The following is a 21,881-nucleotide window of genomic DNA, read 5'->3' as shown; positions in this document are numbered from 1 at the left end:
GCTTTTACAGCTTTAGCGCTTACTGCAGAGCGTCAACAGCAGCCTTCAGCTTGTCCAGGTGTGCGCCCTCAACTGGGATGAAGCCCTGCTCAGCCAGCTGGTCATCCTGATGATCCAGGACGGTGGTGAAGAAGGACTTGACCAGCTTGGAGGTCTCCTCATCGTAGCCCTTGGAGCAAACGATGTTGTAGGTGGTCAGGATGAGCGGGTATGCACCCTCGTTGTCGGAGGAGAACAGTGCCTCGGAGTCAACAACCATGTTGTGCTCGGAGTCGGTCTTCTTGAACTCCAGGTTCTCCAGAGCCTTGTTGACGGACTCGGTGGACAGCTCAACCGGGCCGTGGCCGAAGTCAATCTTGGCCTTCTTGACGCCCTCGCCTTCCTTCTGGTCTGCGAAGCCGGCCTCGACGTAGGTGATAGCACCATCGATGCTTGCAACCTGGTCAGCAACGCCGGAGGAGCCGTTAGCACCCTCACCAACAGCGTCTGGGAACTGCTTGCCCTCGGAGTCCCAGTCACCGGTAGCGGCCTTCAGGAACTTCTGGAAGTTTGCGGAGGTACCGGACTCGTCGGAACGGAAGATGACGGTGATGTCCTTGTCCGGCAGGTCGGTGCCCTCGTTGTCAGCAGCGATGGCCTTGTCGTTCCACTTCTTGATTTCGCCCTTGAAGATCTTGCCCAGGGTCTCGGTGGAGAGGTTGATCTCGGTGTCACCCAGGTTGTAGGCGATGGCAACCGGACCGATGGTGGTTGGCAGGTGCCATGCCTCGTTGCCATCGCAACGCTTAGCGGCAGCCTCGACCTCACCCTCGTCTTCCTTCAGAGCGGAGTCAGAACCAGCGAAGTCAGCCTGGCCGTTGGTGAAGGCCTCAACGCCGGCGCCGGAACCGGAAGCGTTGTAGGACAGGGAAGCGTCTGGGTGATCCTCGGAGAACGCAGTCTGGAAGTAGGACATTGCGTTCTGCTGGGAGGATGCGCCGTCGCCGACGAGCTCGCCGGAGACGTCCTCGCCGCCAGCGGAGTCGGAGGAGGAGCCAGACTCCTCAGAGCAAGCTACGAGAGCGGTGGAGGTTGCGGCTACGATGCCGAAGATTGCGGCAGTGCGCTTGAAGTTGCGAATCACGGGAAAACCCTTTCCGGTGCAGATCAGAGATTGATTGTCCGAGGAAACCGCATCTCCTAGAGAGATATTTCCTGCATCCCGCTCCGCCTTCTGAGGCGAGATGCAGGCGCACAGGTGCGGTTAACTCACAGGGTGTAAAGCTATCCGCAGGATCTGACCAAAAGGGTGCCAAGAGGTAAACACTGGGTGAACAAACACAGCTCAACCCATGACGTTAGTCACACACGCCCCATACGACGTGTTCTTCATCAACCTCAAAGCCTAGGCGCTCGTACGCCTTCAGTGCCGGATCATTATCCGCTTCTACATAAAGAATTACCCGCTGAGCCCCCTTTTCCACCATGCGGCGCAGGCCAATCTGCAGCAGCGGACCGCCCAACTTCTTGCCGCGGTAATCTTCCGCCAAGCCCACCACGTAGACCTCACCGAAGCCCGGAGTTTCCTCCGCATGCCACTTGGTCCAGTGGAAGCCGGCCAGTGCCGGCTCATCTGCCGTATCCCACAGGAAAAGCAGGTCTGCGGGGTCGAACCAGTCTGCCTCCATGCCACGATGCAGGCGATCGAGATCCCAGCCACCTTGTTCGGGATGCCAGGAAAAGGCCTCGTTATTGACCTTGAGCCACTGCTCTTCCACAAAGTCCTTGCCCCACTTATCCACTGTCTCGGTGTAATTCAAGGCGGTCAGTGGCAAGCCTTCGGGGCGGGCGGCCGCTGCGAGCTCTTCTCCCCCGATACCCATGACCACCAGCTTGCGGGTGACCTGTAGGTCGCGGGAGTGCGCGAGCGCCTGTGCCGCCGGCAGGTTCCCGTGGGCCCAGGCGTGGAGGTTGGGGGTCTTAGCGGCGGCGTCGTAAAGCGCGGCACCATAGCCCTGCCCGCGGAAGTCGGGAGCAATGAATAGCTCGGCGGTGGACCCTTCCAAACCGGCTACGCCGCACGGTTCCTCCCCTACCCAGGCCACCAGGTGGCGGTGCTCCAGGCGGGAATCACTAAGACCGTTGAGGTATTGCTCCGACAGCGGCGCCATCCCATCCTGGCGTTCAGCCTGCTCAGCCAGCGCTTCTACGCGGCGAGCCAGCTCCGGGGCGTCCGGCAGGTCTTCTTCCGTAATCTTAAAGGCATTGCTAGTCATAGGGCCCAGAATACGTAGGGTAAGAATGAAAGGGTGAGTGTTCTAAAGATTGACCGGCGCATCGTGCACGTCCTCCTCGTGGTGTGTGTGCTCCTTGCGGCCTGGGTGGCGGATGCCTGCGTGGCTATGCACACGGAACACAAGGTGGCGCAAGCTGTGAAAGCCAATTCGCGGCTGGATAATACGCCGGATGTTTTCATCGGCGGCACCCCCTACGTGTGGGCGGCGGCCTCGAAGGAAATCCCTTATCTCGAGGTCAAGGCGCTGGATGTGGAGGTGCCCAAGCTGGGCATGGTCAATGCTTCGACCGTGCTGCGCGATATCACCGTCACCCCAGAGCAGGTAATGAATGGAGATATTGAGGGCGCGCCCGTTTCCACCTACTCGCGCGGCATTTCTTTGGATGGTGTGGCGCTGGGCCGCTTGTTGGGGATTACCGATCTCTCGATTGCTAACCCAGACGATATTTCCCCCTCCGGTGGCACCTCTGCAGAAGCAGAGCTAACGGGCACCCTGCCTGGCGACGCCCACAAATCCACCGCCAAGGTCACCCTCCGCCTGGTTGGTCCGGAGTTTCGCATGCACGTCTATGACACGGACGATGAGCGCCTGCAAAAGGCCTTTTCCCTCAACTTCGATACCCGGCAGCTACCTCTTCCGGCCCAAGCAACCGCGGTAAAGATGCAGGGCGGCACCATTTCCTTCGAGGTACAGCGCCGCAATATTAAGGTGCAGCTGGCCCAGCTCTCCCCGCTAGAGATTGAAGGCTCGGAGCAAAAAGCCGTGGAAGAGGCGGAAAAGAAGGCCGCCGATACCAAGCACCGGGTCGGCCCCGCGCCGCAGACTAGCGCAGACGAATAAAGTCCCGGAGAACTTCCTTCATCGTGCGCTGATGGACCTCTCTCCTATCCTGCGGGGCGAATACCTCGATGGCATCCTTCACGGAGGCCAAGGTAACCGCATCAAAGCGCCCCTCCGATTCTCCATCGGCTTGGAAGCGCTGCGGTTCGCGGCAGACTAGCTCAACCCGCATGGCGTCGTCGAAGGCCACCGTCTTTTCTTTGGTGAGCGTATTGAGCCATCCGCGCTTATCGGCACCGAAGAGGTGCAGCAGGCCGACGACGCCGCCGAGCCCGCTAAACTCCTCCAGCCCAAACAGAGCCAATCCCTCATCAAAGGAGTTGCGCGGATTTGTCACCACCGGCAGCGGGCCCAAGAATGTCCACGGATTGGTATTTGAGGTAAACATCAGCGGCACATCATTCTTGTGCAGCCGCTCGCCATCACTGGACTCGGCTGTCACCGCAATATGCGGTGGGTTCTTCCGCGCACGACTCCAGGCCCGAATGGCGACGTTGAGGTAGCGCAGCGGGGTGGCGGCAAAACCTTGCTCGCGGGCACGATCCACTCGCGCCAACACGTCTGCGTCCAAACCGAAGCCGGCGTTGACGGCAAACCACCGCTCGTTCCACGTTCCTAGGTAGATGGTGCGGCGCAGATCCCGGTCGAGCATGCGCGCCAGCACATGGGTGGCCTCCACTGGGGTGTTGGGGAACCCTAGGGCGCGCACAAAAACATTGGCGGAACCGGTAGGAATTACGGCCAGCGCCGGGATGGACTGCGGATCGGGGCGCTGCTCATCCGCCGGACCGAGGAGCCCGTTGACTACCTCGTTGACGGTTCCGTCTCCGCCCACAGCAATGATGACGTCGTAGTCGTCCCTGGTCATTCCCTTGACCATCTCTTCTGCGTGGCCAGGGTAATGCGTAAATTGAACCTTGAGGTGCAGTCCCTCTACCGCTTGTAGGGAAGGAACGATTTGGCGGAAGAGGGCGTTGGTTTGTGAGGTCGAGTTTGGATTCGAGATCATCAATGCATGCACGAGGCCCAAGTCTAGTAGTTAAAAAGGCGGGTGCACGACTAGGCTGGACGCCCATGAGCGAAAATAATAATGAAACCACCCCTGAAAACATCGAAACCACCGCGGCTTCCCACCCGGAAAATGATCCTGGAAAACTCAACGGCAACGATGCCGTGAACCAAGCTGCCGAGCAGTGGAAGGACGCCGCTAGCCGCAATATCCCCGCTCTCGAGCTGGGCGATACCCCGGTACCGGACGATACCGCGAACCTGCGCCAGGGCCCGTCGCTGCACGACGGCCTGCTGGGACTTCTCCCCCTTGTTGGCGTCTGGCAGGGCGAGGGCCAGGCCCACGATACGAAGGGTCAGGAGTACACCTTTGGCCAGCAGCTGGTCATCGCTCACGATGGCGAAAACTACCTGACCTTTAGCTCCCGTACTTGGAAGATCGATACCGAAGGCAAGCCGGAAGGCCCGTCTGTGCGCGAGAACGGCTTCTGGCGCATCTCGGAAAAGGATGAAATCGAGGTCACCTACACCTCTTCTACCGGCATCGTGGAAATCTTCTACGGCGAACCCTTCAATGACCGCGCATGGCAGCTGGAATCCGCCTCCACCATGGTCACGGAAACCGGTCCGAAGAACTTGGGCCCAGGCAAGCGCATGTACGGCCTCATGCCCAATAACAATCTGGGCTGGGTAGACGAGCGCATGGTGGATGGCGAGATGCGCCCCTACATGTCCGCGGAGCTCACCCGCATCGCCGGCTAAGCCCCAAGCGCTGCATCAATAAGGTCTCGGATGACGTCCACGTTGTCCGGGGCCTTTAATTTTTTATCATTGAGCCTAGTTACGCGCGCGGCAACGCGCACCGAGGACACCAACCACACCGAGTCCGCTTTTTCCAGATACTCCACGGTCAGCGGCTTGGCCTTGCAGCGATAGCCTTTCTCTTTGGCGTGCGCGAAGAGCGCCGCTTGCGTGGTGCCGGGCAGGATGCCGCGGCCGGCGGCGGTGCGCAGTTTCTCGCCCTTGACGGCCACCACGGTAGAGGTGGCGCCTTCAAGAATTTCTCCGGTGTCCGGGTCGGTGAGGATGAGATCCTCAAAGCCCTTCTCCCGCGCCATGCGCAGCATCGCCATGGTGGCCGCGTAATTGAGCGTCTTGGCGGGCAATTCCTCCGCAACGTGCCACAGGCGGGGGCTTGTCATGACGGCGACACCGTGGGCGCGTTGCTCTAGCACCTTGTCCTCAATCGGCTGCACAACAACCCACGCGCTCGGCCGCCCCGTAGAGGCGCGCCCGCGGGTATAGGTCCACGTGCATTTAGCATCGCCTTGCTCGTCCCCGCAGAAGTCCGCGATGGCGAGCCGGGTGGCTTCTTCCCACTTGTCCATGGGCGGCTCTGGCAGGTTCATCGTGCGGGCTGAATCGCAGAAGCGCTGCGCGTGGCGCTGCAGGTTAGCGGCTTTGCCTCCGCGTACGAGCAGGGATTCAAAGATGCCGTCGCCGCGGGTGACCGCGGCATCGTCGGCATAGATGAGAGGCAGCGCGGGCATGTGCCTGCGTACCGACCCTCCAAAGGGCTCCACAACGTAGATGACCGGCTCTTTTCGCGGCGAAAACTTCATACTTTTGATTATGCCCTACCATCGGTAGTTGTGAGTTATTCTTCGCCTCTTCTGCAGCGCGCCGGTGCCGCGGAGCACCAGGACGCGACCGTACTCGATGCCCAGGGCGTGGCCTGGCACTATGGCAATCCGCTGGGCGAGCAACGGGCCGCCGATGGCGGCACCATCGTCATTGACCGCTCCCAGCGCCGCGTCATTCGCGTGAGCGGCAAGGACGCCGCCGAGTTTCTGAATAATCTGCTTTCACAAAAGCTTGACGACGCCCCCGTGGGTTTCACCGCCGGCGCCCTCGACCTGGACATCCAAGGCCATATCCTCCACCACATGGATATCGTGCGGACCGACGATGCCTTTCTTATCGACGTCCCTGCGGCGCAATTCGACTCCCTCTTTAAGTTCCTCACCATGATGGTCTTTTGGTCCGAGGTAACCGTAGAGGAAGCCGATATCGCCATACTCACTCTTCTGGGTGAGGCCGATGTTTCGCTTCCACCCATGGTGGAGTTTTCCCGCCAGGTCCAGTGGCCGGGAATCAAGCGCGTTGACCTGGGCATTCCGCGCGAATCCTTGGTCGAGGCAACGAAACACCTGGAGGAATCCGGTGCACGGCTAGCGGGGCTCATGGCGTTTACTGCCGAGCGCGTCCGCGCCCGCGAGCCGGAGCTGGCGGCGGATCTGGATAATAAGTCCATCCCCCACGAGGTACCGCAGTGGATCAGCCGCAGCGCCGCCAATCCGGCCCACGTTCACCTCAGTAAGGGCTGCTACCGCGGCCAGGAAACGGTGGCGCGCGTAGAAAATCTGGGCCGCTCTCCTCGCCTATTGGTGCAGCTGCACCTCGACGGCTCCGCGCCGCAACGTCCAAATGTGGGCGATGACATTACTTTCAATGGACGTAAGGTAGGCCGCATCGGCACGATTGTGGATGACTGCGATTTCGGCCCCATCGCCCTAGGCCTAGTGAAGCGCTCTGCGCTGGACGTCGGCGCCCTAGAAGTGGGCGATACCGCGGCGTCTATCGATCCTTCCTCCATCCCCGAGGATGAGGGCCCCAAGGCTGGGCGCGAGGCAGTAAACCGGCTGCGCGGGCGCTAAATCTCCCACTAGCTAGGGGGCGGTGCGGAATTTTTTCGTCACACAGGCTATTGTGTCTTACAGGAAGATACTCAATAGACAAGTCGATGGGGCGCCCAAGAATCCCTGGCGCGCCCTACTAACCCAAGGGGGTCATGCACATGGGACGCGGACGCGCAAAGGCAAAGCAGACCAAAGTTGCACGCCAGCTCAAGTACAACTCACCCGAGATGGATATCGAGTCCCTGCAACGGGAACTCGCCGCACAGCAAGAGGGTGACTCCCGCGATTATGAAGAGGATGACCCATACGCCGACTACGTCGACGAATGGGATGATGACGACCGCGACGAACGCTAATCTTCCGCTCGCCGCCGGATAGCTCAAGGGCCCTAGGAAATCTCCTAGGGCCCTTCCTCATACCTTCCCCTGGCAGGGGCAGGGCCCCGCTAGAAGTTGGGGTGCTCGCCGTGCATGACCACGCGCGGCTCCTCGCCGGAAGCGGAGCGGACGGTGCCCAGCTCCCACGCATCGATGTGGCGTGCGGTAAGCATTGCCAGGGCACGGTCACGGTCTTCAGGATTGACTACGGCAATCATGCCGACCCCCATGTTGAAGGTCTTCTCCATTTCCGCCAGCTCCACCTTGCCCACCGAGGAGATGAGCTTGAAGATCTGGCCCGGGGTCCAGGTGGCGCGGTTAATATCGGCCGCCAGGCCTTCTGGGATGACGCGCTCGAGGTTGCCAGCCAGTCCACCACCGGTGACATGGCAGAAGGTGGATACGGAGCACTCGCTAGCCAGCGCCAGGCAGTCCTTGGCGTAAATGCGGGTGGGCTCCAGCAGCTCCTCGCCGAGGGGGCGGCCAAGCTCTTCCACGTGGCCGTCGAGAGGCATGCCAGCCTGCTCCAGCAGGACGTGGCGGGCCAGGGAGTAGCCATTGGAGTGTAGGCCGGAAGAGCCCATGGCGATGAGTACGTCGCCATCACGGACCTTGTCTGGGCCGAGTACACCATCGGCCTCAACGACGCCGACCGCGGTGGCGGAGACATCGTATTCGTTTTCTTCCATCATGCCGGGGTGCTCGGCGGTCTCGCCGCCCAGCAGCGCGGCGCCGGCCTGCACACAGCCCTCGGCGATGCCCTTGACTACCTCGGCTACCTTTTCCGGCACGACCTTGCCCACGGCGATGTAGTCCTGCAGGAAGAGTGGCTCCGCGCCGCAGACAACGAGGTCATCCACGCACATGGCGACGAGGTCGATGCCGATGGTGTCGTGCTTATCCATGGCCTGGGCCACGGCCAACTTAGTGCCGACGCCGTCGGAACCGGCGGCGAGGATGGGCTCCTTGTAATCGCCGAGCTTGAACAGGCCGGCAAAGCCGCCAAGACCGCCCAGAACCTCAGGGCGGGTGGCGCGCTTGGCGTGCGGGGCGAAAAGTTCCACGGCACGGTCGCCCTCTTCGATGCTGACGCCGGCTGCTGCGTAAGTATTGTCACTCATGGTTTCAGGTGTCCTTTGTTATTCGGTGCCGAGCAGGGTGCGCACGGCGTCTGCATTGGAGTTTCCGGCGGGCAGGCCGAGTGGGTACTCGCCCGAGAAGCAGGCGGTACACAGCTCGGAACGGGGCTGTTCGGTGGCGGCCACCATCTCCTCGATGGAGACAAAGCCCAAGGAATCGGCGCCGATGGTGTCACAGATAGTGGCGCAGACGGTTTCCGGATCGTCGGAGGGGCTGGCGTTGGCAATCAGCTCGCCCGGGGAGGCGAAGTCGATGCCGTAGAAGCACGGCCACTTCACTGGCGGGGAGGCGATGCGCACGTGCACCTCGGCGGCGCCGGCCTCGCGCAGCATGCGGATGAGCGCGCGCTGGGTATTGCCGCGGACGATGGAATCATCCACCACGACGAGCTTCTTGCCGTTAATGACTTCACGCAGCGGGTTGAGCTTCAAGCGGATGCCCAGCTGGCGCAGGGTCTGGGTGGGCTGGATGAAGGTGCGGCCCACATAAGCGTTTTTGACCAAGCCGTGGGCGAAGGTAATGCCGGATTCGCGGGCATAGCCCACGGCGGCCGGGTTGCCGGATTCGGGAACCGGGATGACCAGGTCCGCGCCCTCGGCCGGGTATTCGCGGGCCAAGCGGCGGCCGATGTCCACGCGGGAGGCGTTGACGGAACGGCCCTTGATATCGCTATCCGGGCGGGCCAAGTAGACGTACTCGAAGACACAGCCGTGGCGCTTGGCTGGCGCGAAGTTCACGGATCGGATGCCAGCCTCATCGATGGCGACGAGCTCGCCGGGTTCAATTTCGCGGATGAACTGAGCGCCGCAGATATCGAGCGCACAGGTCTCGGAGGCCACCACCCAGCCCTTGGCCAAGCGGCCGAGGACCAGCGGGCGTACGCCGTGCGGGTCGCGCGCGGCGTACATGGTGTGACCATCGGTAAAGGTCAGGCAGAATGCGCCCTTCACGCGCGGGAGCAAGTCACGAGCGGAGTCGAAGACGGAGGTGTCTTCATCCACGCCGTCGGCAAGCAGCATAGACAAGCACATAGAGTCAGATACGGACTCCTCGTGCGGCTTAATTAGCCCGCGCTGCACGGCCTCCTCGCGCAGCTCCAGGTAGTTGACCAGGTTGCCGTTGTGACCGAGGGCGATGTCTACCCCGGTGGAGGAGGTAGAAAACATCGGCTGGACATTGGACCATTCCTTGCCGCCGGCGGTGGAATAGCGCGTGTGGCCCACCGCTACGTTTCCTTGGAGGGCGGACAGGGTGGACTCATCAAAGATATTGGCCACGAGACCCATGTCCTTGAAGACGACGATGCGGTCATCATCGCCCACCGCAATGCCGGCAGCCTCCTGGCCACGGTGCTGCAGGGCGAAGAGACCAAAGTAGGTCAGCTTGGAGACTTCCTCCCCGGGAGCCCACACGCCATAGACGCCGCACTCTTCGCGGGGCTCCTGCTCATTATGATCGTCAAGATTGGTGATACTAGGAGTATGTACTTCTACCACGGCGTTTATATTAGCCTGTCGCGCCGCCGGAAACTAACGGAATAAGCGGCAACCACTGCGCAATTTCGCCCGCGCGGGAGCCGGAAGCATCGACGCGACCAGTGCTTACGACCTCTTCCCAGTCCGCCAATCCGGTGGCGAGGCGCAGCCAGGTTTCCGGGTCGGTCTCCACCACATTGGGTGGGGTGCCGCGAGTATGGCGGGGCCCTTCAATGCATTGCACCGCAACAAATGGGGGTACGCGCAGCTCCACGGAATGGCCCGGCGCGTCGGCCTCGAGGGTGCGGGCGGTGCGACGTACGGCGTCGGCAAGCAGGGCCCTACCAGGCTTATCGTGCTCCGCCGGGGCGGCAATCCAGTCTTTGATGGCCATAACGGCCGCGCGGGTGGCTGCGGGATCGACGGGCTTTTTCATAGCTACATCATAGCTACTGTTATCTTGTTGTTTATGTCACCTACGCCTTCCGTTGCGGAAAATCAGAAATCGCCGGCGCTGACGCTGCGCTTTATGGCATCGCCAACCGACGTCACCATGGCCGGCGCCCCCGGCATCAGCGGTGGCCGCGTCCTGGAATGGATTGACAAGGCGGCCTATGCCTGCGCCGTGCAATGGTCCGGCCAGTACTGCGTGACCGCATACGTGGGCCATATTCACTTCACCCGGCCGATCCCTTCCGGGCACATCGTGGAGGTCCGCTCGCGCATCGCTATGACCGGCCGTTCCTCCATGCACATCGTCAACGAGGTGCTCTCTGCCGACCCGCGCGAAGGCATTTTTACCCGCGCCTGCGATTGCCTGGTCATCTTCGTAGCCAAGGACCCTGCCACCGGCAAGTCCACCCCAGTGCCGCCCTTCGTTCCGGAGACCGATGAGCAACGCCGCGTGGAAGAGGCCGCCAAGTCCCGCATTGAGCTGCGCAAGGCCATCGAGGAAGAGATGGAAAAGCAAACCTACAACGGGCCTTCCGACGCCCCGCGCATGGTCAACCGCTTCCTGGCCAAGCCCACCGACGTCAACTGGGGCGGCAAAGTCCACGGCGGCACCGCCATGCAGTGGATCGATGAGGCCGGTGCAGCTTGCACCATGGAGTGGTCCGCCGAGCGCACCGTTGCTGTCTACGCCGGCGGCATCCGCTTCTACAGGCCTATTTCCATCGGTGATCTCATCGAGGTCGACGCTCGCATGATGCGCACCGATACCCGCTCCATGCAGATGTCCATCCACGTCCGCTCCGGCAATCCCCGCGGTGGCCGCGATAACCTGCAGACCGCCATTCATGCCACCGTGGCCTATATCGCCCTGGACCACGATGGCCAGCCGCAGGTAGCCCGCCCCTTCCACCCGCATACCGAGGAAGACAAGCGCCTGGCCGAGCACGCCACCCTCCTGCGCGGACTGCGCGCCAAGTACTCGCCGAAGCCGCTAGTGGTGGCGCCGTCGAATCAGCACATCGACTAGCTGTTATCCCCTCGTTTCGGTGTTAGCAAGTCCATAGTGGCAGCGGGCTCCCCGTCTTTCTGCGTTAGATAGACGTATATGCGGCCGACGATTCCCGCCGCCCGCTTTCGCCTCCCACACACAGAAACGAGGGACTATGCACACCTCAACAATGCGTCGCTCGGCCCGTGCCGGCCTTGCTCTAGTCGCTTCCGCTTGCCTTTTGGCTTCCTGCCAGAATCCGGATAGCCACCCCGAGGAGCAAACCTCGGCCGCGGCACCCGAGTCCTCCGCGCCACACAGCGCGACCAGCGCCGCACCCGCAGAGACCACCGAGGCCTCCGCAGCGGAAAACGAGGGCCCACACGCCACTGCCGAGGGCCACGTGGTGGTCCTTTCCACCGGCGGCACCATTGCCAGCACGCACGATAAAACTGGTGCGGTGGTTCCCACCGTTACCGGCTCCAAGCTGGTGGAGCCCCTCTCCGGCACCTTTGACAAGGACAAGCTCACGCTAGAGGTCAAAGACATTGCCAAGTTGGATTCTTCCGCGATGACCTTGGACGATACCGATACCATCATCGAGGCCGTAAATAAGGAACTACAGCGTGATGATGTCGATGGCGTAGTGGTCACCCACGGCACCGATTCCATGGAAGAGACCGCCATCGCCGTCGATACCTTCCAAGACAGCGATAAGCCGGTAGCCCTTACCGGAGCGATGCGCCCCTTTGATGACCCGGATCCCGATGGTCCGGACAACTTGGCGCTCGCGGTCAAGACCGTAACTGACCCTTCGAACAAGGGCCGCGGTACCTTCATTGCCTTTGCGGATCACGTCATCCCTGCCCGCGGCGCTTTTAAGTCCGATACGTCGAAGGCCGATGGCTTTGCCAATAACAATGGCAAGAAGCAGCCTAAGCGCCCAAAGGCTCTGAAGCATCAGCCGCTGGGCAATACCCGCGTCGATATCATCGCCGCCTACCCCGGCGCGCCGGCTGACCTTATCCAGCGCTCCTTGGACAGCGGCGCCGAAGGCATCGTGATTGAGGGAATGGGCGCCGGCAATATCGGCGACGAGTTGGCCCAGGCCGCTAAGGCCGCGGCCAAGAAGGTTCCGGTTGTGCTCACCACCCGCGTGGATCACGGCCCGGTGGAGGGCATCTACGGCGGGGCCGGTGGCGGTGCCACGCTTGCCGACGCCGGCGTCATCTCCTCTGGCACCCTGCGTGCTCCCCAAGCCCGCATGCTGCTAGCCGCCGCAATCAGCACCGACACCGATCCCGCGGAGCTCTTCCCCGACGCCGACTAAGCAGCCCCCTGAACCACGACCATCCACACCGCGACAAGGTGCACCACCGCTGCTGCGATGGTCGCGGTGTGGAAGTGCTCGTGGTAGCCGTAGTAGCGCGCATTGCGCCCTGGCCACTTAAAGCCATAGACCAGCGCACCGAGCGAGTAGACCACGCCGCCGGCGAAGAGCAGCCAGACGACGGCCGCACCAGCCTGCGTCCACAGCGTAGGCAAAAGCGGCAGCACCAGCCAGCCCAGCGCTAGGTAGACCACCACGTCCAACCAGCGCGGGTGGTTGATCCACACCAAGTTGAGCACCGCACCTAAGACGGCACCACCCCAAGCGACGGCCAGCATCCACGCCGCTTGCACCGGCGAAAGCACAATGAGACACAGCGGCGTATACGTCGCCGCAATAAACACCGAGATGGTCGCGTGGTCCGCCCGCCGCCACCACTGCACGGCACGCGCACTCGCCCACGGGTAGCGGTGGTAGAGCGCCGAGACGCCAAAGAGGCCCACCAGCCCCACGCCGTAAACAGTTACGCCAAGCCCCTGCCACCACTGCAGCGTCATCCACGCAAAGGTAATGAGCACGGTGGAGGCAATCACCGACAATAACGCCGCTATTGCATGCCCCCAACCACGGCTCAGCGGCCTCGGGCCACGATCCGCCATCCAGTAAGTGCGCTGGACAAGGCCCGGCCCCGGCGCACTATCCGCATGAATCTGTGCCACGAGGTACTTCCCTTCTGCTAGCCGCAACGAACCCCAACAAGGAACTTACGATACCGTAAGTCTACGGGCGTGGCCGGAGGGCTTCAAGGAAAATCGCCTCGAAACGCTGCTAACTTTCCGCAGCCGAGCCTTCCTCTACCAGCCCATCAACAATGCGCACCGTCTCCATCGCCACTCGAGTGACCTTGCCAATTAGATCCACGATGTAGCGCGGATTGCCCACCTCATCGGCCCAATCATTCGGGTCATTGACAATACCGGAGGTCTTATCTTTTTTGACCTGGTAGCGGTCAATCAACCACGCCACCGCTGAGCGCGAGCCCAGCATGTACTCACCCGACTCCGCAGGAATGCCAGCGATAGTCACGCGCTTGTTGTAAATCAGTTTGGTCACGTCATTGACGTTTTTGCCTGTCTCCGGGTCCTTACGCTTGGCCCACTTCATTTTGAGTACACGCCAAGTCTCACGGTCGGACTCATCACCCTTAACCTGGATATCTAGCGGCCAGGGTTCCACGGATTCATAGTTCACATGCAGGTCCATTAATTTTTTACCAGCCGCAGCAAACTTATCGAACTCCGCACGCGAGGAAGGCGTTTCAATATGCGGCAGCATCTTCTTCAAGTCCGCCGCATACTTAGTGCGATAGCCCGGATCATGCAGCTTGCCATAAACGAAGTGGAAGATGTCATCACCCGTGACATCAGCGCCCAACGCCTCCCGATACAGCGCCTTAATCTCATCAGTGATGTTGTCCACGCGTACATACCCATCAACAACCTCACCGACCTTGCCATAGATGCTGGATTCGCCCTGCTTGGCGACGTCCCCCTCACCAAACAAGCCACCATCATCGGCCTCAGCTGGGCTCCAAGTGAAGCGGGGGAAGAACTGGCCAGCATTACTTCCCCACATTGCAAGGTCTGGTATCAAATCCGCAGCAATAGTGGAAAACGGCTTAGCGCTTCCCGGATTGACAACATAGAAGCCAATGTTGGAGTGCTCCGGGGTTGGGAACATAGACGGGAGTTGGTATTGCCTATCGTTGAGAGCGGGCTCGAAGTAGGATTTCACCTTAGTGAAAGGACGATAAAGGGAGCCATAAATCCTCTCCCTCTTCACTGGAACTTGTTCATTCTTTGCCGCCAATCGCTTGAGATTTTCGGTCCATGAAATCTTCTTCGAATTGGCAAAATCGGGATTAAGTTTCAGGAACTCTGTCGTATCAGAAGCGTTCGGATTTGTAAGGGCATTATCACTGATCCATTTTTGTAGTACCGGGAGTGTTTCCGAGTAAACAGTGGTCAGCCTTAAGAGTCTCGACACCAACAGTCCTTCAGTCTGCGCGTAAGCCCACGTGTCTCGTCCAGTCTTTAAACCCGCTGAAAACTTTTCAAAAAACGTTGTCGAAGTCCCTCTTTTCTCACCGATGACCGGCCAGGTTACAAAGTCTTCCGAACGCTGATTCAGCCAGTCCCCATCCTTGTTGGGAGCAATTGACTGCCAATCCAAATTGCCGATCGTTGCATTAACCACATCTTCAATCTTTTGTGCCTTGGAGGCATAGTCAGGCGAAGCTACATAATGCAACTCAAACGACTTTTGGTTTTCGTCCTTGACACCGATGGCAATAGAAATTCCTACTCGAATATCAAATACATTTCCTCCTTCCCGTTTCGCGAGATCTCCGGCAGTGCGAGAATTACCCCTTAGATTAAAAATGTAGAGGTCAGTGAAATCCTCCGCCATGGACAAGCGGATACCATCGCCTGTGTTTCCATCAATCCAACCATTATTCGTGACAAAAACAACTACACCCTGATCTCCAATTCTGTCAGTCGCCCAACGGAAGGCACGCAGATAGGAATCATAAAGTGAGTTCTTATTTGTTGCGGTGGACCTAGCGGCATAAGTGTCCGAGATCCGCGCATCTAGACTTGGATACTTCTGATTCGCATTGAGGTCATTCGCAGACTTTTGACCAACTGAGTACGGTGGGTTACCAATTACTACGTTGATGGGTGCATTCTTTTGGCGCTCGATGGTCTCGTTGTTCTCTCGAAAGATGTTGAGGTCTGGAATGTCGCCGTCTTCGTGGATTTGGAAGGTATCTGCTAGAGCGATGTTGGTGAACGGTACGTAGTCCGGTGCCGGCTCACCGTTGCGCTGCGCGGCTTCTTCGCGCAGGGCGTTGTAGGTGGTCTCAATATTGACGGCGGAAACGTAGTAAGCCAACAGCATGATCTCTGTAGCAAAGAGTTCATTGGCGTACTTGCGGGCTAGGTCCTCCGGTTTGATAAGCCCGGATTGCAGCAAGCGGACCATGAACGTCGAAGTACCCGCGAAGGGATCGAGGATACTTACGCCTTCATCGCTCAGACCCTTGCCAAAGTGCTTCTGGGAGACCTCGTCAGCGGCGCGCAGGATGAAGTCCACGATTTCCACTGGGGTGTAGACGATCCCGAGCGCCTCAGCTTGTTTCTTGAAGGCCTTGCGGAAGAAGCGCTCGTACAGTTCCTTAATCACCTGCTGCTTGCCTGAAGCGGAGGTCACCTCAGAAGCACGCACGCGCACGGACTCGTAGAACTTCTCCAGGGATTCGGTCTCGGTATCAAGGTTCGCCTTGGACAGAGCGTTAACCATCTTCTCCATCACCTGGGCCACCGGGTTGTGGGTAATGAAATTATGGTTTTCAAACAATGCGTTAAATACTGGTGCGGTGATCAGGTGCTGAGAGAGCATCGAGATGGCGTCTTCGTCGCTTATGCCATCGTTGAGGTTATTGCGCAAGCCTTCGACAAAGTCATCAAATTCCTTGCGTAGGTTGCCATCCGCGCCTTCCAGCAAGGACTTAATGCGCGTGACCTGGTTCTCCGCGATGGTGGCCACGTCATCGGCCCAATCTTCCCAGTAGGTGCGGGTGCCAACCTTATCCACCAACTTTGTGTAAATTGCCTCTTGCCATTGCTCTAACGAGAACAATGCAATCTGCTGCGTCATGGCCGTAGCATCGTCGAACGCCTCAGCGGAATTAGCGTTATCTGCCCCATCAAGCTTTTCTTTATCGCTTTTCTCTTCGTCACCAGACACATGGTTGACGTCAATGGGCAGTTCATCTTGCGCATTCGCTCCGTTAAGCGCAATCGAATTCACCTTGGCGTTAAAGCGATCATCGTGGGCGCGCAGCGCGTTGAGAATCTGCCACACCACCTTGAAGCGCTGATTATCGTTAAGCGCTTCCGAAGGCGGAACATTCGGTGGCACCGCCACCGGCAAGATGATGTAACCGTAATCCTTGCCCGCAGATTTACGCATCACGCGGCCTACGGACTGGACCACGTCCACCATGGAGTTGCGTGGATTAAAGAATACGACCGCATCCAACGCCGGCACATCCACGCCCTCCGACAGGCAGCGGGCGTTTGTAAGCATGCGGCTTTCGTTTTCATCCGCTGGGGATTCGATCCAGGAAAGTTTGGTGCCACGCTCCATGGCGTTCATACCGCCATCAACGTGCTGTGCAGCAACGCGCAGATCAACGTTAGTCAAGGAGACATCGTTCAGCACTGCCTTATCCTTGAGCAGCTCTTGGTGGGTGGCGATGAGCGAAGGATAGGTATCAGCGATGAGCTGTGAGGACTTAATGTCTTTGGCAAAGGCGACAGCGCGCTGCATAGGCTGGGCGTTTTCCTCAAAGCCGCCTTTCTTGCCCTGCAATTCACCAGAGCGCTTGGCCAAACCATTCCAGGCACCGATCATCGCAGAGGCCGTGGTGAGGTTTATCTGGTTGTCATCAGTGCGGGTCATCGCTTCCGCAGCCACCGACTCATCCACTGTCATGACCAAGACCTTGTAATCCGTAAGCAGGCCTTTATCCACGGCCTCCCCAAAGCCAAGGCGGTAGAACTCGGGGCCATAAATTCCCTCATCATCCATGGAGGTCAACTCGGCTGAGTGCTCAGCTGCTTTGCCCTTTACCGCGTCGTCATAAAGTCTTGGCGTGGCGGTCATATAAAGGCGCTTTGCCGCCCGGATATAGCCAGCATCATGGATGCGGACAAAGTTGCTGGCATCCTCACCGGCCAAGGTAATACCAGTGGTGCGGTGGGCCTCGTCGCAGATGACCAAATCAAAATCATCCAGGCCCTGCTGCTGCGCTTCATGGACCGCTGGCAGGGACTGATAGGTAGAGAAGACGATATTGAGACCCTTAGCGCGCTTGCCAGTAGCAAAGCGCTGCGTAATCTCTTCACCGTCCGTAGATACGGGGACCTCGAGGTCATAGACCGCGATGTCTTCCGCCTTCTTTGAGACCTTGGAGTCCGAGCACACTGCAAAGGCACGCATGTCTAGGCGGCCTTGAGCGGTCCACTCCTTTAGTGTCTGCGACAACAAGGAGATGGAAGGAACGAGGAATAGAATGCGGGCTTTGCCACCATTTTCTTCTGCTACGCGCTCCGCCAGGCGCAGTGCGGTGAAAGTCTTGCCGGTACCGCAGGCCATGATGAGCTTGCCGCGATCATGGGTCTTAAATCCCTCAATGGCCTTATCAATGGCCGTCTGCTGATGAGGACGCGGTTCGAAAGTTTCGCGCTGAGAAAGGTTAATTTGGATATTTTTGTCCCGAACCTCAGAGCCTGGGAACGCCACATCCCAGTTGATCGGGGACTCGGCAATGGTCGAAATGCCGATACGGCTGGTGGGAATCATCTGGTTAGCCAACGCCGCTTCCGCATGTGAAGACCAATGATCCGTGGTGGAGATAATCATGCGGCTGCCAAAATATTCGCTGCCATTTTCGGTCTCGAAGGAATGCCCTGAAGCTTCAAAGAAGGAATCGAGATGAGATTTCTGGATACGCGCATTTGATGCGTAGAACTTGCACTGGATGGCCATCCACGTGCCGTCATCTACGCGGTGGGCGACTAGGTCGATGCCAGTATCAGCGGTGCCACCGTTGTAGCGCCAATCAGTCCATCGGTAGACCTCATCGAACTGTGCTTTCAGCGTGGGATCGGTCTTGAAATAGTTGACCATTAGCTTTTCAAAAGCTATGCCATACTTCGCCTTTGGTTGGTTTTCGCGCAGTTGATCCAATACCTCAGAGAATTTTGACATACAAGTATTGTGCCTAAATTCTGTTGCACTCGTGACCAAGACTCGGCAAAAATTAGGTCGGCTGCTTAAAGATTTTCAAGGAGTTAGATTATGGACAGGCTGCAATTCAAACGATGGAACTTTACGTCGGATCTAGCTCCGTCTGCGGTGTTGTCCTTGAAAAATGAATGCGGCATCTATGTGCTTGAATTCTCCAACGGCGAGCAGTATGTGGGCCAAACAATTCACTTCCCCATCCGCCTGGCTAAGCACCGGCGGACCTACCCGGATATCATCGCCATCAACTTCGCTGAGGTTCCCGCGGACAACCTCAACATGGCCGAATACAGCGAGATTCAGCGGCGCCGTAGATCTGGAATTCTTCTGCGCAATAAGACACTCCTAGCGCAGCCCTTGGGCGATTCTCCTTTGGACGATCTCATCGACCAGCAAGAGCAAGCAGCATGGCTCGACGTTGAAGCAACCGATGACGAAGAAATCCACATCGGAGGCAGGGCCGAACTGGCTCGCGAACGCACCCTATCCAATAAGAAATTTGCTGAGCTACAGCAGCAACCTCACTTCGAAGAAGCGCTCAAATCCCTTGCTGCGTACGTAGCCTATGTCATTCCCTACCCGCACCTGACCGAAAAGAAGACCTGGACTGTCACCGCAATGCCTTCGACCAACAGGACCTCCACGGACAAACGTGTGGCTACTCTCAGCGTCAATAACGTGGAAATGATGTACCTAAGGCTCCTGCGCGATTACGAGAACGGAGATTGGACCCCCTTGACCATTCTCAATGTGGCCGATACCTACCAGGCGCCCCCGTATATGAGGGACTATGTCTATTCCCATAGTTATCGTTCTGCGGGTCCCGTGAAAGTAGTTAGCATCATGGGTGACTTTCTCATCAAGGAGCTCTTGATGGACGATGCCATCCTGCTCGCGGCACGCGAGCTTGCTCTGGGCCAGATGCGCAAGGGAACCACGATGTTTTCGAAGTACCACAATGAGGCGCTCTCGGATGCCATCTTTAAGCGCATCGACCAGTGGGTTGATGAAAATAAAGGGCTGCACTAAGGATCTTGCGCAGAAGAAAAGCCCAGCCGAAGCTGGGCTTAACTTGTGTCCGCGTCGTTGTGCGACGGGAGTGCGGGCGGCTTACTCCACTACGGAGTTAGCGCCCACAGCGTGGTCGAAGAGGTCCGGCAGGGTGGCGGACCAGGCGGCGACCAGCTGGGAGATGGCGACGGACTCGCCGCCGAGGGTGAGGGCGCCGGTTTCGGTGGTCTCACCAACGATGGCGGCTGGGATGCCCAGCTCGCCGGCGCGGGTGAGGACCTGATCGGCGCGGTCGGCGGTGGTGGCCACGAGCACGCGGGAGGCGGACTCGGAGAAGGCGGCGACAAACTCGTCCTCGTGGACCGCGGTGAGGTCCAGGTTGAGGCCGAGGCCGGCGCCGTCGGCAGTCGCACCGGCGCGCTTTGCCATCTCAAAGGCGGTGACGGCAAGGCCACCCTCGGAGATATCGTGTGCCGCGGTGAGCAGCTCATTGCCGTGGAAGAACTCGGCCAGGCGCTTCTCGTTGGCCATATCCACCTGCGGCGGCAGACCATTGAGAGAGGAAGCATCGGAGGTATCGGCGCTGACCTGCTGCCAGATGGAGCCGCCGAACTCTTCCTTGGTTTCACCCAGGGCGATGAGCACTTCCTTCTCGCCCACGGTGCCCAGCTCGTTGCCGATGGCCTTGTGTACGTCATCGATAACGCCCAGCACGCCCACCACAGGGGTGGGCAGGATCGGCTCTTCGCCGGTCTGGTTGTAGAAGGAGACGTTGCCGCCGGAGACGGGGATGGAAAGCTCCACGGCGGCGTCGGCAAGCCCATGCACAGACTCGCGGAACTGCCACATAACGTCGGGGTTCTCCGGGGAGCCGTAGTTCAGGCAGTTGGTGATCGCGACGGGCTTGGCGCCGGTGACGGCGACGTTGCGGTAGGCCTCAGCCAGCGCGAGGCGGGCGCCCATATTCGGATCCAGCTTGGTGTAGCGGCCGGACGCATCGGCAGAAACGGCCACGCCGCGGCCGGTCTCCTCATCGATGCGCAGGACGCCGGCGTCCGCGTGGTGGGACTGGACGGTATTGCCGCGCACGTAGCGGTCATACTGGTTCATGATGAAATCGCGCGAGCACAGCGCCGGGGAGGACACGAGCTTCTGCAGGGACTCAACCAGGCCGCGCTTGTCGGTGCCCTGGTACTTCTGCAGCTCGTCCTGCCACTCCGGGCGAGCATACGGGCGGTCATACTCCGGAGCCTCGTCTGCAATGGTGCCGGCCGGGGCATCCACTACGACCTCGCCCTGGTGGCGGATGACCAGGTGGTTGCCCTCGGTGACCTCGCCGATCTCCGCACAGGTGACGTCCCAGTGCTCGCAGATTTCGCGGAACTTGGCTACGTTCTCTGGAGCCACAACGGCGCACATGCGCTCCTGGGACTCGGAGGCGAGGATCTCGGCCGCGGTCATATTCTGCGCGCGCAGCGGCACGTTATCGAGGTTGACCTCCATGCCTCCATCGCCGGAGGCAGCCAGCTCGGAGGTAGCGCAGGCCAGGCCCGCGCCGCCCAAGTCCTGAATGCCAACGACCACGCCGGCGTGGTAGAGGTCCAGGCAGCACTCGATGAGGACCTTCTCGGCGAAGGGGTCGCCCACCTGCACGGCCGGCAGCTTGCGCTCGGCGCCGTCCTCGAAGGTATCGGAAGCCAGCACGGACACGCCGCCGATGCCATCCAGACCGGTGCGGGAGCCGAAGAGCATGACCTTGTTGCCCTTGCCGGACGCAAAGGCCAGCTTGAGGTCATCGACCTTGAGGGTGCCCACGCACAGGGCGTTGACCAGCGGGTTACCGGCATAGGTCTCATCAAAGACGGTCTCGCCGCCAATATTGGGCAGGCCCAGGGAGTTGCCGTAGCCACCCACGCCGGAAACAACGCCAGGCAGGACACGCTTGGTATCGGGGGCGTCGGCAGGCCCAAAGCGCAGCTGATCCATCACGGCAATCGGGCGAGCGCCCATAGCCATGATGTCGCGGACGATGCCGCCCACGCCGGTGGCCGCACCCTGGTAAGGCTCCACGTAGGAGGGGTGGTTATGGGACTCCACGCGGAAGGTCACCGCGTTGCCGTCTCCAATGTCCACCACGCCAGCGTTCTCACCAATGCCGGCGAGGATCTTCTCCCCCATCTCCTCGGTCATGGTCTCGCCAAAATAACGCAGGTGCGTCTTGGAAGACTTATAGGAGCAGTGCTCCGACCACATGACGGAGTACATGGTCAGCTCCGCATCGGTGGGGCGGCGGCCCAGGATGTCATGGATGCGCTGGTACTCGTCATCCTTGAGGCCCAACTCCGCGTAGGGCTGCTGCTCGTCCGGGGTGGACTGCGCCTTTTCTACGGTGTCATTATGAACGGTCATG

17 protein-coding genes are annotated in these 21,881 nt (G+C 59.7%); 7 read left to right on the top strand and 10 right to left on the bottom strand.

Going from position 1 to position 21,881, the window contains the following annotated elements; all coding sequences use genetic code 11:
* Positions 1-19 precede the first annotated feature (19 nt).
* Together pstS and mshD are read right to left on the bottom strand one after the other, a co-directional pair.
* A complete protein-coding gene (gene pstS, locus QKD99_RS02775) occupies positions 20-1,123 on the bottom strand; it encodes a phosphate ABC transporter substrate-binding protein PstS (protein ID WP_284769289.1) in 1,104 nt (367 codons plus the stop codon).
* A 214-nt stretch (positions 1,124-1,337) separates the two neighbouring features.
* Positions 1,338-2,255, bottom strand: a complete 918-nt coding sequence (gene mshD, locus QKD99_RS02770) for a mycothiol synthase (RefSeq protein ID WP_347950653.1) — start codon at positions 2,253-2,255, stop codon at positions 1,338-1,340.
* Positions 2,256-2,288: 33 nt separating this feature from the next.
* Between mshD and QKD99_RS02765 the strand changes: the two genes are divergently transcribed.
* Positions 2,289-3,116, top strand: coding sequence for a DUF2993 domain-containing protein (locus tag QKD99_RS02765; protein WP_347950652.1), 828 nt, complete (start codon positions 2,289-2,291; stop codon positions 3,114-3,116).
* On the opposite strand, the gene QKD99_RS02760 is transcribed toward QKD99_RS02765, so the two are convergent.
* Positions 3,100-4,137: a diacylglycerol kinase family protein gene (locus QKD99_RS02760; protein WP_347950651.1), complete on the bottom strand. Its 1,038-nt coding sequence runs from the start codon at positions 4,135-4,137 to the stop codon at positions 3,100-3,102. The two genes, QKD99_RS02765 and QKD99_RS02760, sit on opposite strands and share 17 nt — an antisense overlap.
* Positions 4,138-4,190: 53 nt before the next feature.
* Here QKD99_RS02760 and QKD99_RS02755 point away from each other — a divergent pair, with 53 nt between their 5' ends.
* The gene (locus QKD99_RS02755; protein ID WP_284814367.1) at positions 4,191-4,886 is read left to right on the top strand and encodes an FABP family protein; all 696 of its coding nucleotides are present in this window, start codon (positions 4,191-4,193) and stop codon (positions 4,884-4,886) included.
* Here the strand turns inward: QKD99_RS02755 and QKD99_RS02750 are convergent.
* On the bottom strand, positions 4,883-5,746 hold the full coding sequence (locus tag QKD99_RS02750) for an aminodeoxychorismate lyase (protein WP_250413435.1): 864 nt from the start codon (positions 5,744-5,746) through the stop codon (positions 4,883-4,885). The two genes, QKD99_RS02755 and QKD99_RS02750, sit on opposite strands and share 4 nt — an antisense overlap.
* A gap of 30 nt (positions 5,747-5,776) precedes the next feature.
* Here QKD99_RS02750 and QKD99_RS02745 point away from each other — a divergent pair, with 30 nt between their 5' ends.
* Both QKD99_RS02745 and QKD99_RS02740 read left to right on the top strand, forming a co-directional pair.
* On the top strand, positions 5,777-6,841 hold the full coding sequence (locus tag QKD99_RS02745) for a folate-binding protein (protein WP_347950650.1): 1,065 nt from the start codon (positions 5,777-5,779) through the stop codon (positions 6,839-6,841).
* Between the two features lie 140 nt (positions 6,842-6,981).
* The gene (locus QKD99_RS02740; RefSeq protein ID WP_005330028.1) at positions 6,982-7,179 is read left to right on the top strand and encodes a DUF3073 domain-containing protein; all 198 of its coding nucleotides are present in this window, start codon (positions 6,982-6,984) and stop codon (positions 7,177-7,179) included.
* A gap of 89 nt (positions 7,180-7,268) precedes the next feature.
* Here the strand turns inward: QKD99_RS02740 and purM are convergent, their stop codons facing one another.
* The 3 genes from purM to QKD99_RS02725 are packed head-to-tail and all read right to left on the bottom strand — an operon-like array spanning position 7,269 to position 10,251.
* The gene (gene purM / locus QKD99_RS02735; protein WP_239230571.1) at positions 7,269-8,321 is read right to left on the bottom strand and encodes a phosphoribosylformylglycinamidine cyclo-ligase; all 1,053 of its coding nucleotides are present in this window, start codon (positions 8,319-8,321) and stop codon (positions 7,269-7,271) included.
* An 18-nt stretch (positions 8,322-8,339) separates the two neighbouring features.
* Positions 8,340-9,836: an amidophosphoribosyltransferase gene (gene purF / locus QKD99_RS02730; RefSeq protein ID WP_049360063.1), complete on the bottom strand. Its 1,497-nt coding sequence runs from the start codon at positions 9,834-9,836 to the stop codon at positions 8,340-8,342.
* Positions 9,837-9,846: 10 nt separating this feature from the next.
* Positions 9,847-10,251 (bottom strand): sterol carrier family protein, encoded by a 405-nt coding sequence (locus QKD99_RS02725; RefSeq protein ID WP_317026927.1) that lies wholly within the window; start codon positions 10,249-10,251, stop codon positions 9,847-9,849.
* 33 nt (positions 10,252-10,284) lie between these two features.
* Here QKD99_RS02725 and QKD99_RS02720 point away from each other — a divergent pair, with 33 nt between their 5' ends.
* Together QKD99_RS02720 and QKD99_RS02715 are read left to right on the top strand one after the other, a co-directional pair.
* Positions 10,285-11,295, top strand: a complete 1,011-nt coding sequence (locus QKD99_RS02720) for a hotdog domain-containing protein (protein WP_347950649.1) — start codon at positions 10,285-10,287, stop codon at positions 11,293-11,295.
* Positions 11,296-11,431: 136 nt separating this feature from the next.
* The gene (locus QKD99_RS02715) at positions 11,432-12,586 is read left to right on the top strand and encodes an asparaginase (RefSeq protein WP_347950648.1); all 1,155 of its coding nucleotides are present in this window, start codon (positions 11,432-11,434) and stop codon (positions 12,584-12,586) included.
* Here QKD99_RS02715 and QKD99_RS02710 read toward each other — a convergent pair.
* Positions 12,583-13,245, bottom strand: coding sequence for a hemolysin III family protein (locus QKD99_RS02710; protein ID WP_347950658.1), 663 nt, complete (start codon positions 13,243-13,245; stop codon positions 12,583-12,585). The genes QKD99_RS02715 and QKD99_RS02710 overlap by 4 nt on opposite strands.
* 169 nt (positions 13,246-13,414) lie before the next feature.
* On the bottom strand, positions 13,415-18,424 hold the full coding sequence (locus tag QKD99_RS02705; RefSeq protein ID WP_347950647.1) for a DEAD/DEAH box helicase: 5,010 nt from the start codon (positions 18,422-18,424) through the stop codon (positions 13,415-13,417).
* A 90-nt stretch (positions 18,425-18,514) separates the two neighbouring features.
* Here QKD99_RS02705 and QKD99_RS02700 point away from each other — a divergent pair, with 90 nt between their 5' ends.
* The gene (locus tag QKD99_RS02700) at positions 18,515-19,489 is read left to right on the top strand and encodes a GIY-YIG nuclease family protein (RefSeq protein ID WP_347950646.1); all 975 of its coding nucleotides are present in this window, start codon (positions 18,515-18,517) and stop codon (positions 19,487-19,489) included.
* 81 nt (positions 19,490-19,570) lie between these two features.
* On the opposite strand, the gene purL is transcribed toward QKD99_RS02700, so the two are convergent.
* Positions 19,571-21,880 (bottom strand): phosphoribosylformylglycinamidine synthase subunit PurL, encoded by a 2,310-nt coding sequence (purL, locus tag QKD99_RS02695; protein WP_347950645.1) that lies wholly within the window; start codon positions 21,878-21,880, stop codon positions 19,571-19,573.
* Position 21,881: the final 1 nt, after the last annotated feature.

The organism is Corynebacterium sp. c3Ub_189 (genome assembly GCF_039907195.1).
Taxonomy (GTDB): Bacteria; Actinomycetota; Actinomycetes; order Mycobacteriales; family Mycobacteriaceae; genus Corynebacterium.
Note: the sequence above shows the minus strand (reverse complement) of the source record. Positions and strands in the feature narration are given on the sequence as shown.

Excerpts from the sequence above, each read along its gene's own strand:
- mshD (WP_347950653.1), bottom strand. The coding sequence starts at position 2,255 with ATGACTAGCAATGCCTTTAAGATTACGGAAGAAGACCTGCCGGACGCC.
- QKD99_RS02755 (WP_284814367.1), top strand. The coding sequence starts at position 4,191 with ATGAGCGAAAATAATAATGAAACCACCCCTGAAAACATCGAAACCACC.
- QKD99_RS02750 (WP_250413435.1), bottom strand. The coding sequence starts at position 5,746 with ATGAAGTTTTCGCCGCGAAAAGAGCCGGTCATCTACGTTGTGGAGCCC.
- QKD99_RS02740 (WP_005330028.1), top strand. The coding sequence starts at position 6,982 with ATGGGACGCGGACGCGCAAAGGCAAAGCAGACCAAAGTTGCACGCCAG.
- purM (WP_239230571.1), bottom strand. The coding sequence starts at position 8,321 with ATGAGTGACAATACTTACGCAGCAGCCGGCGTCAGCATCGAAGAGGGC.
- QKD99_RS02725 (WP_317026927.1), bottom strand. The coding sequence starts at position 10,251 with ATGAAAAAGCCCGTCGATCCCGCAGCCACCCGCGCGGCCGTTATGGCC.
- QKD99_RS02720 (WP_347950649.1), top strand. The coding sequence starts at position 10,285 with ATGTCACCTACGCCTTCCGTTGCGGAAAATCAGAAATCGCCGGCGCTG.
- QKD99_RS02715 (WP_347950648.1), top strand. The coding sequence starts at position 11,432 with ATGCACACCTCAACAATGCGTCGCTCGGCCCGTGCCGGCCTTGCTCTA.
- QKD99_RS02710 (WP_347950658.1), bottom strand. The coding sequence starts at position 13,245 with ATGGCGGATCGTGGCCCGAGGCCGCTGAGCCGTGGTTGGGGGCATGCA.
- QKD99_RS02705 (WP_347950647.1), bottom strand. The coding sequence starts at position 18,424 with ATGTCAAAATTCTCTGAGGTATTGGATCAACTGCGCGAAAACCAACCA.
- QKD99_RS02700 (WP_347950646.1), top strand. The coding sequence starts at position 18,515 with ATGGACAGGCTGCAATTCAAACGATGGAACTTTACGTCGGATCTAGCT.
- purL (WP_347950645.1), bottom strand. The coding sequence starts at position 21,880 with ATGACCGTTCATAATGACACCGTAGAAAAGGCGCAGTCCACCCCGGAC.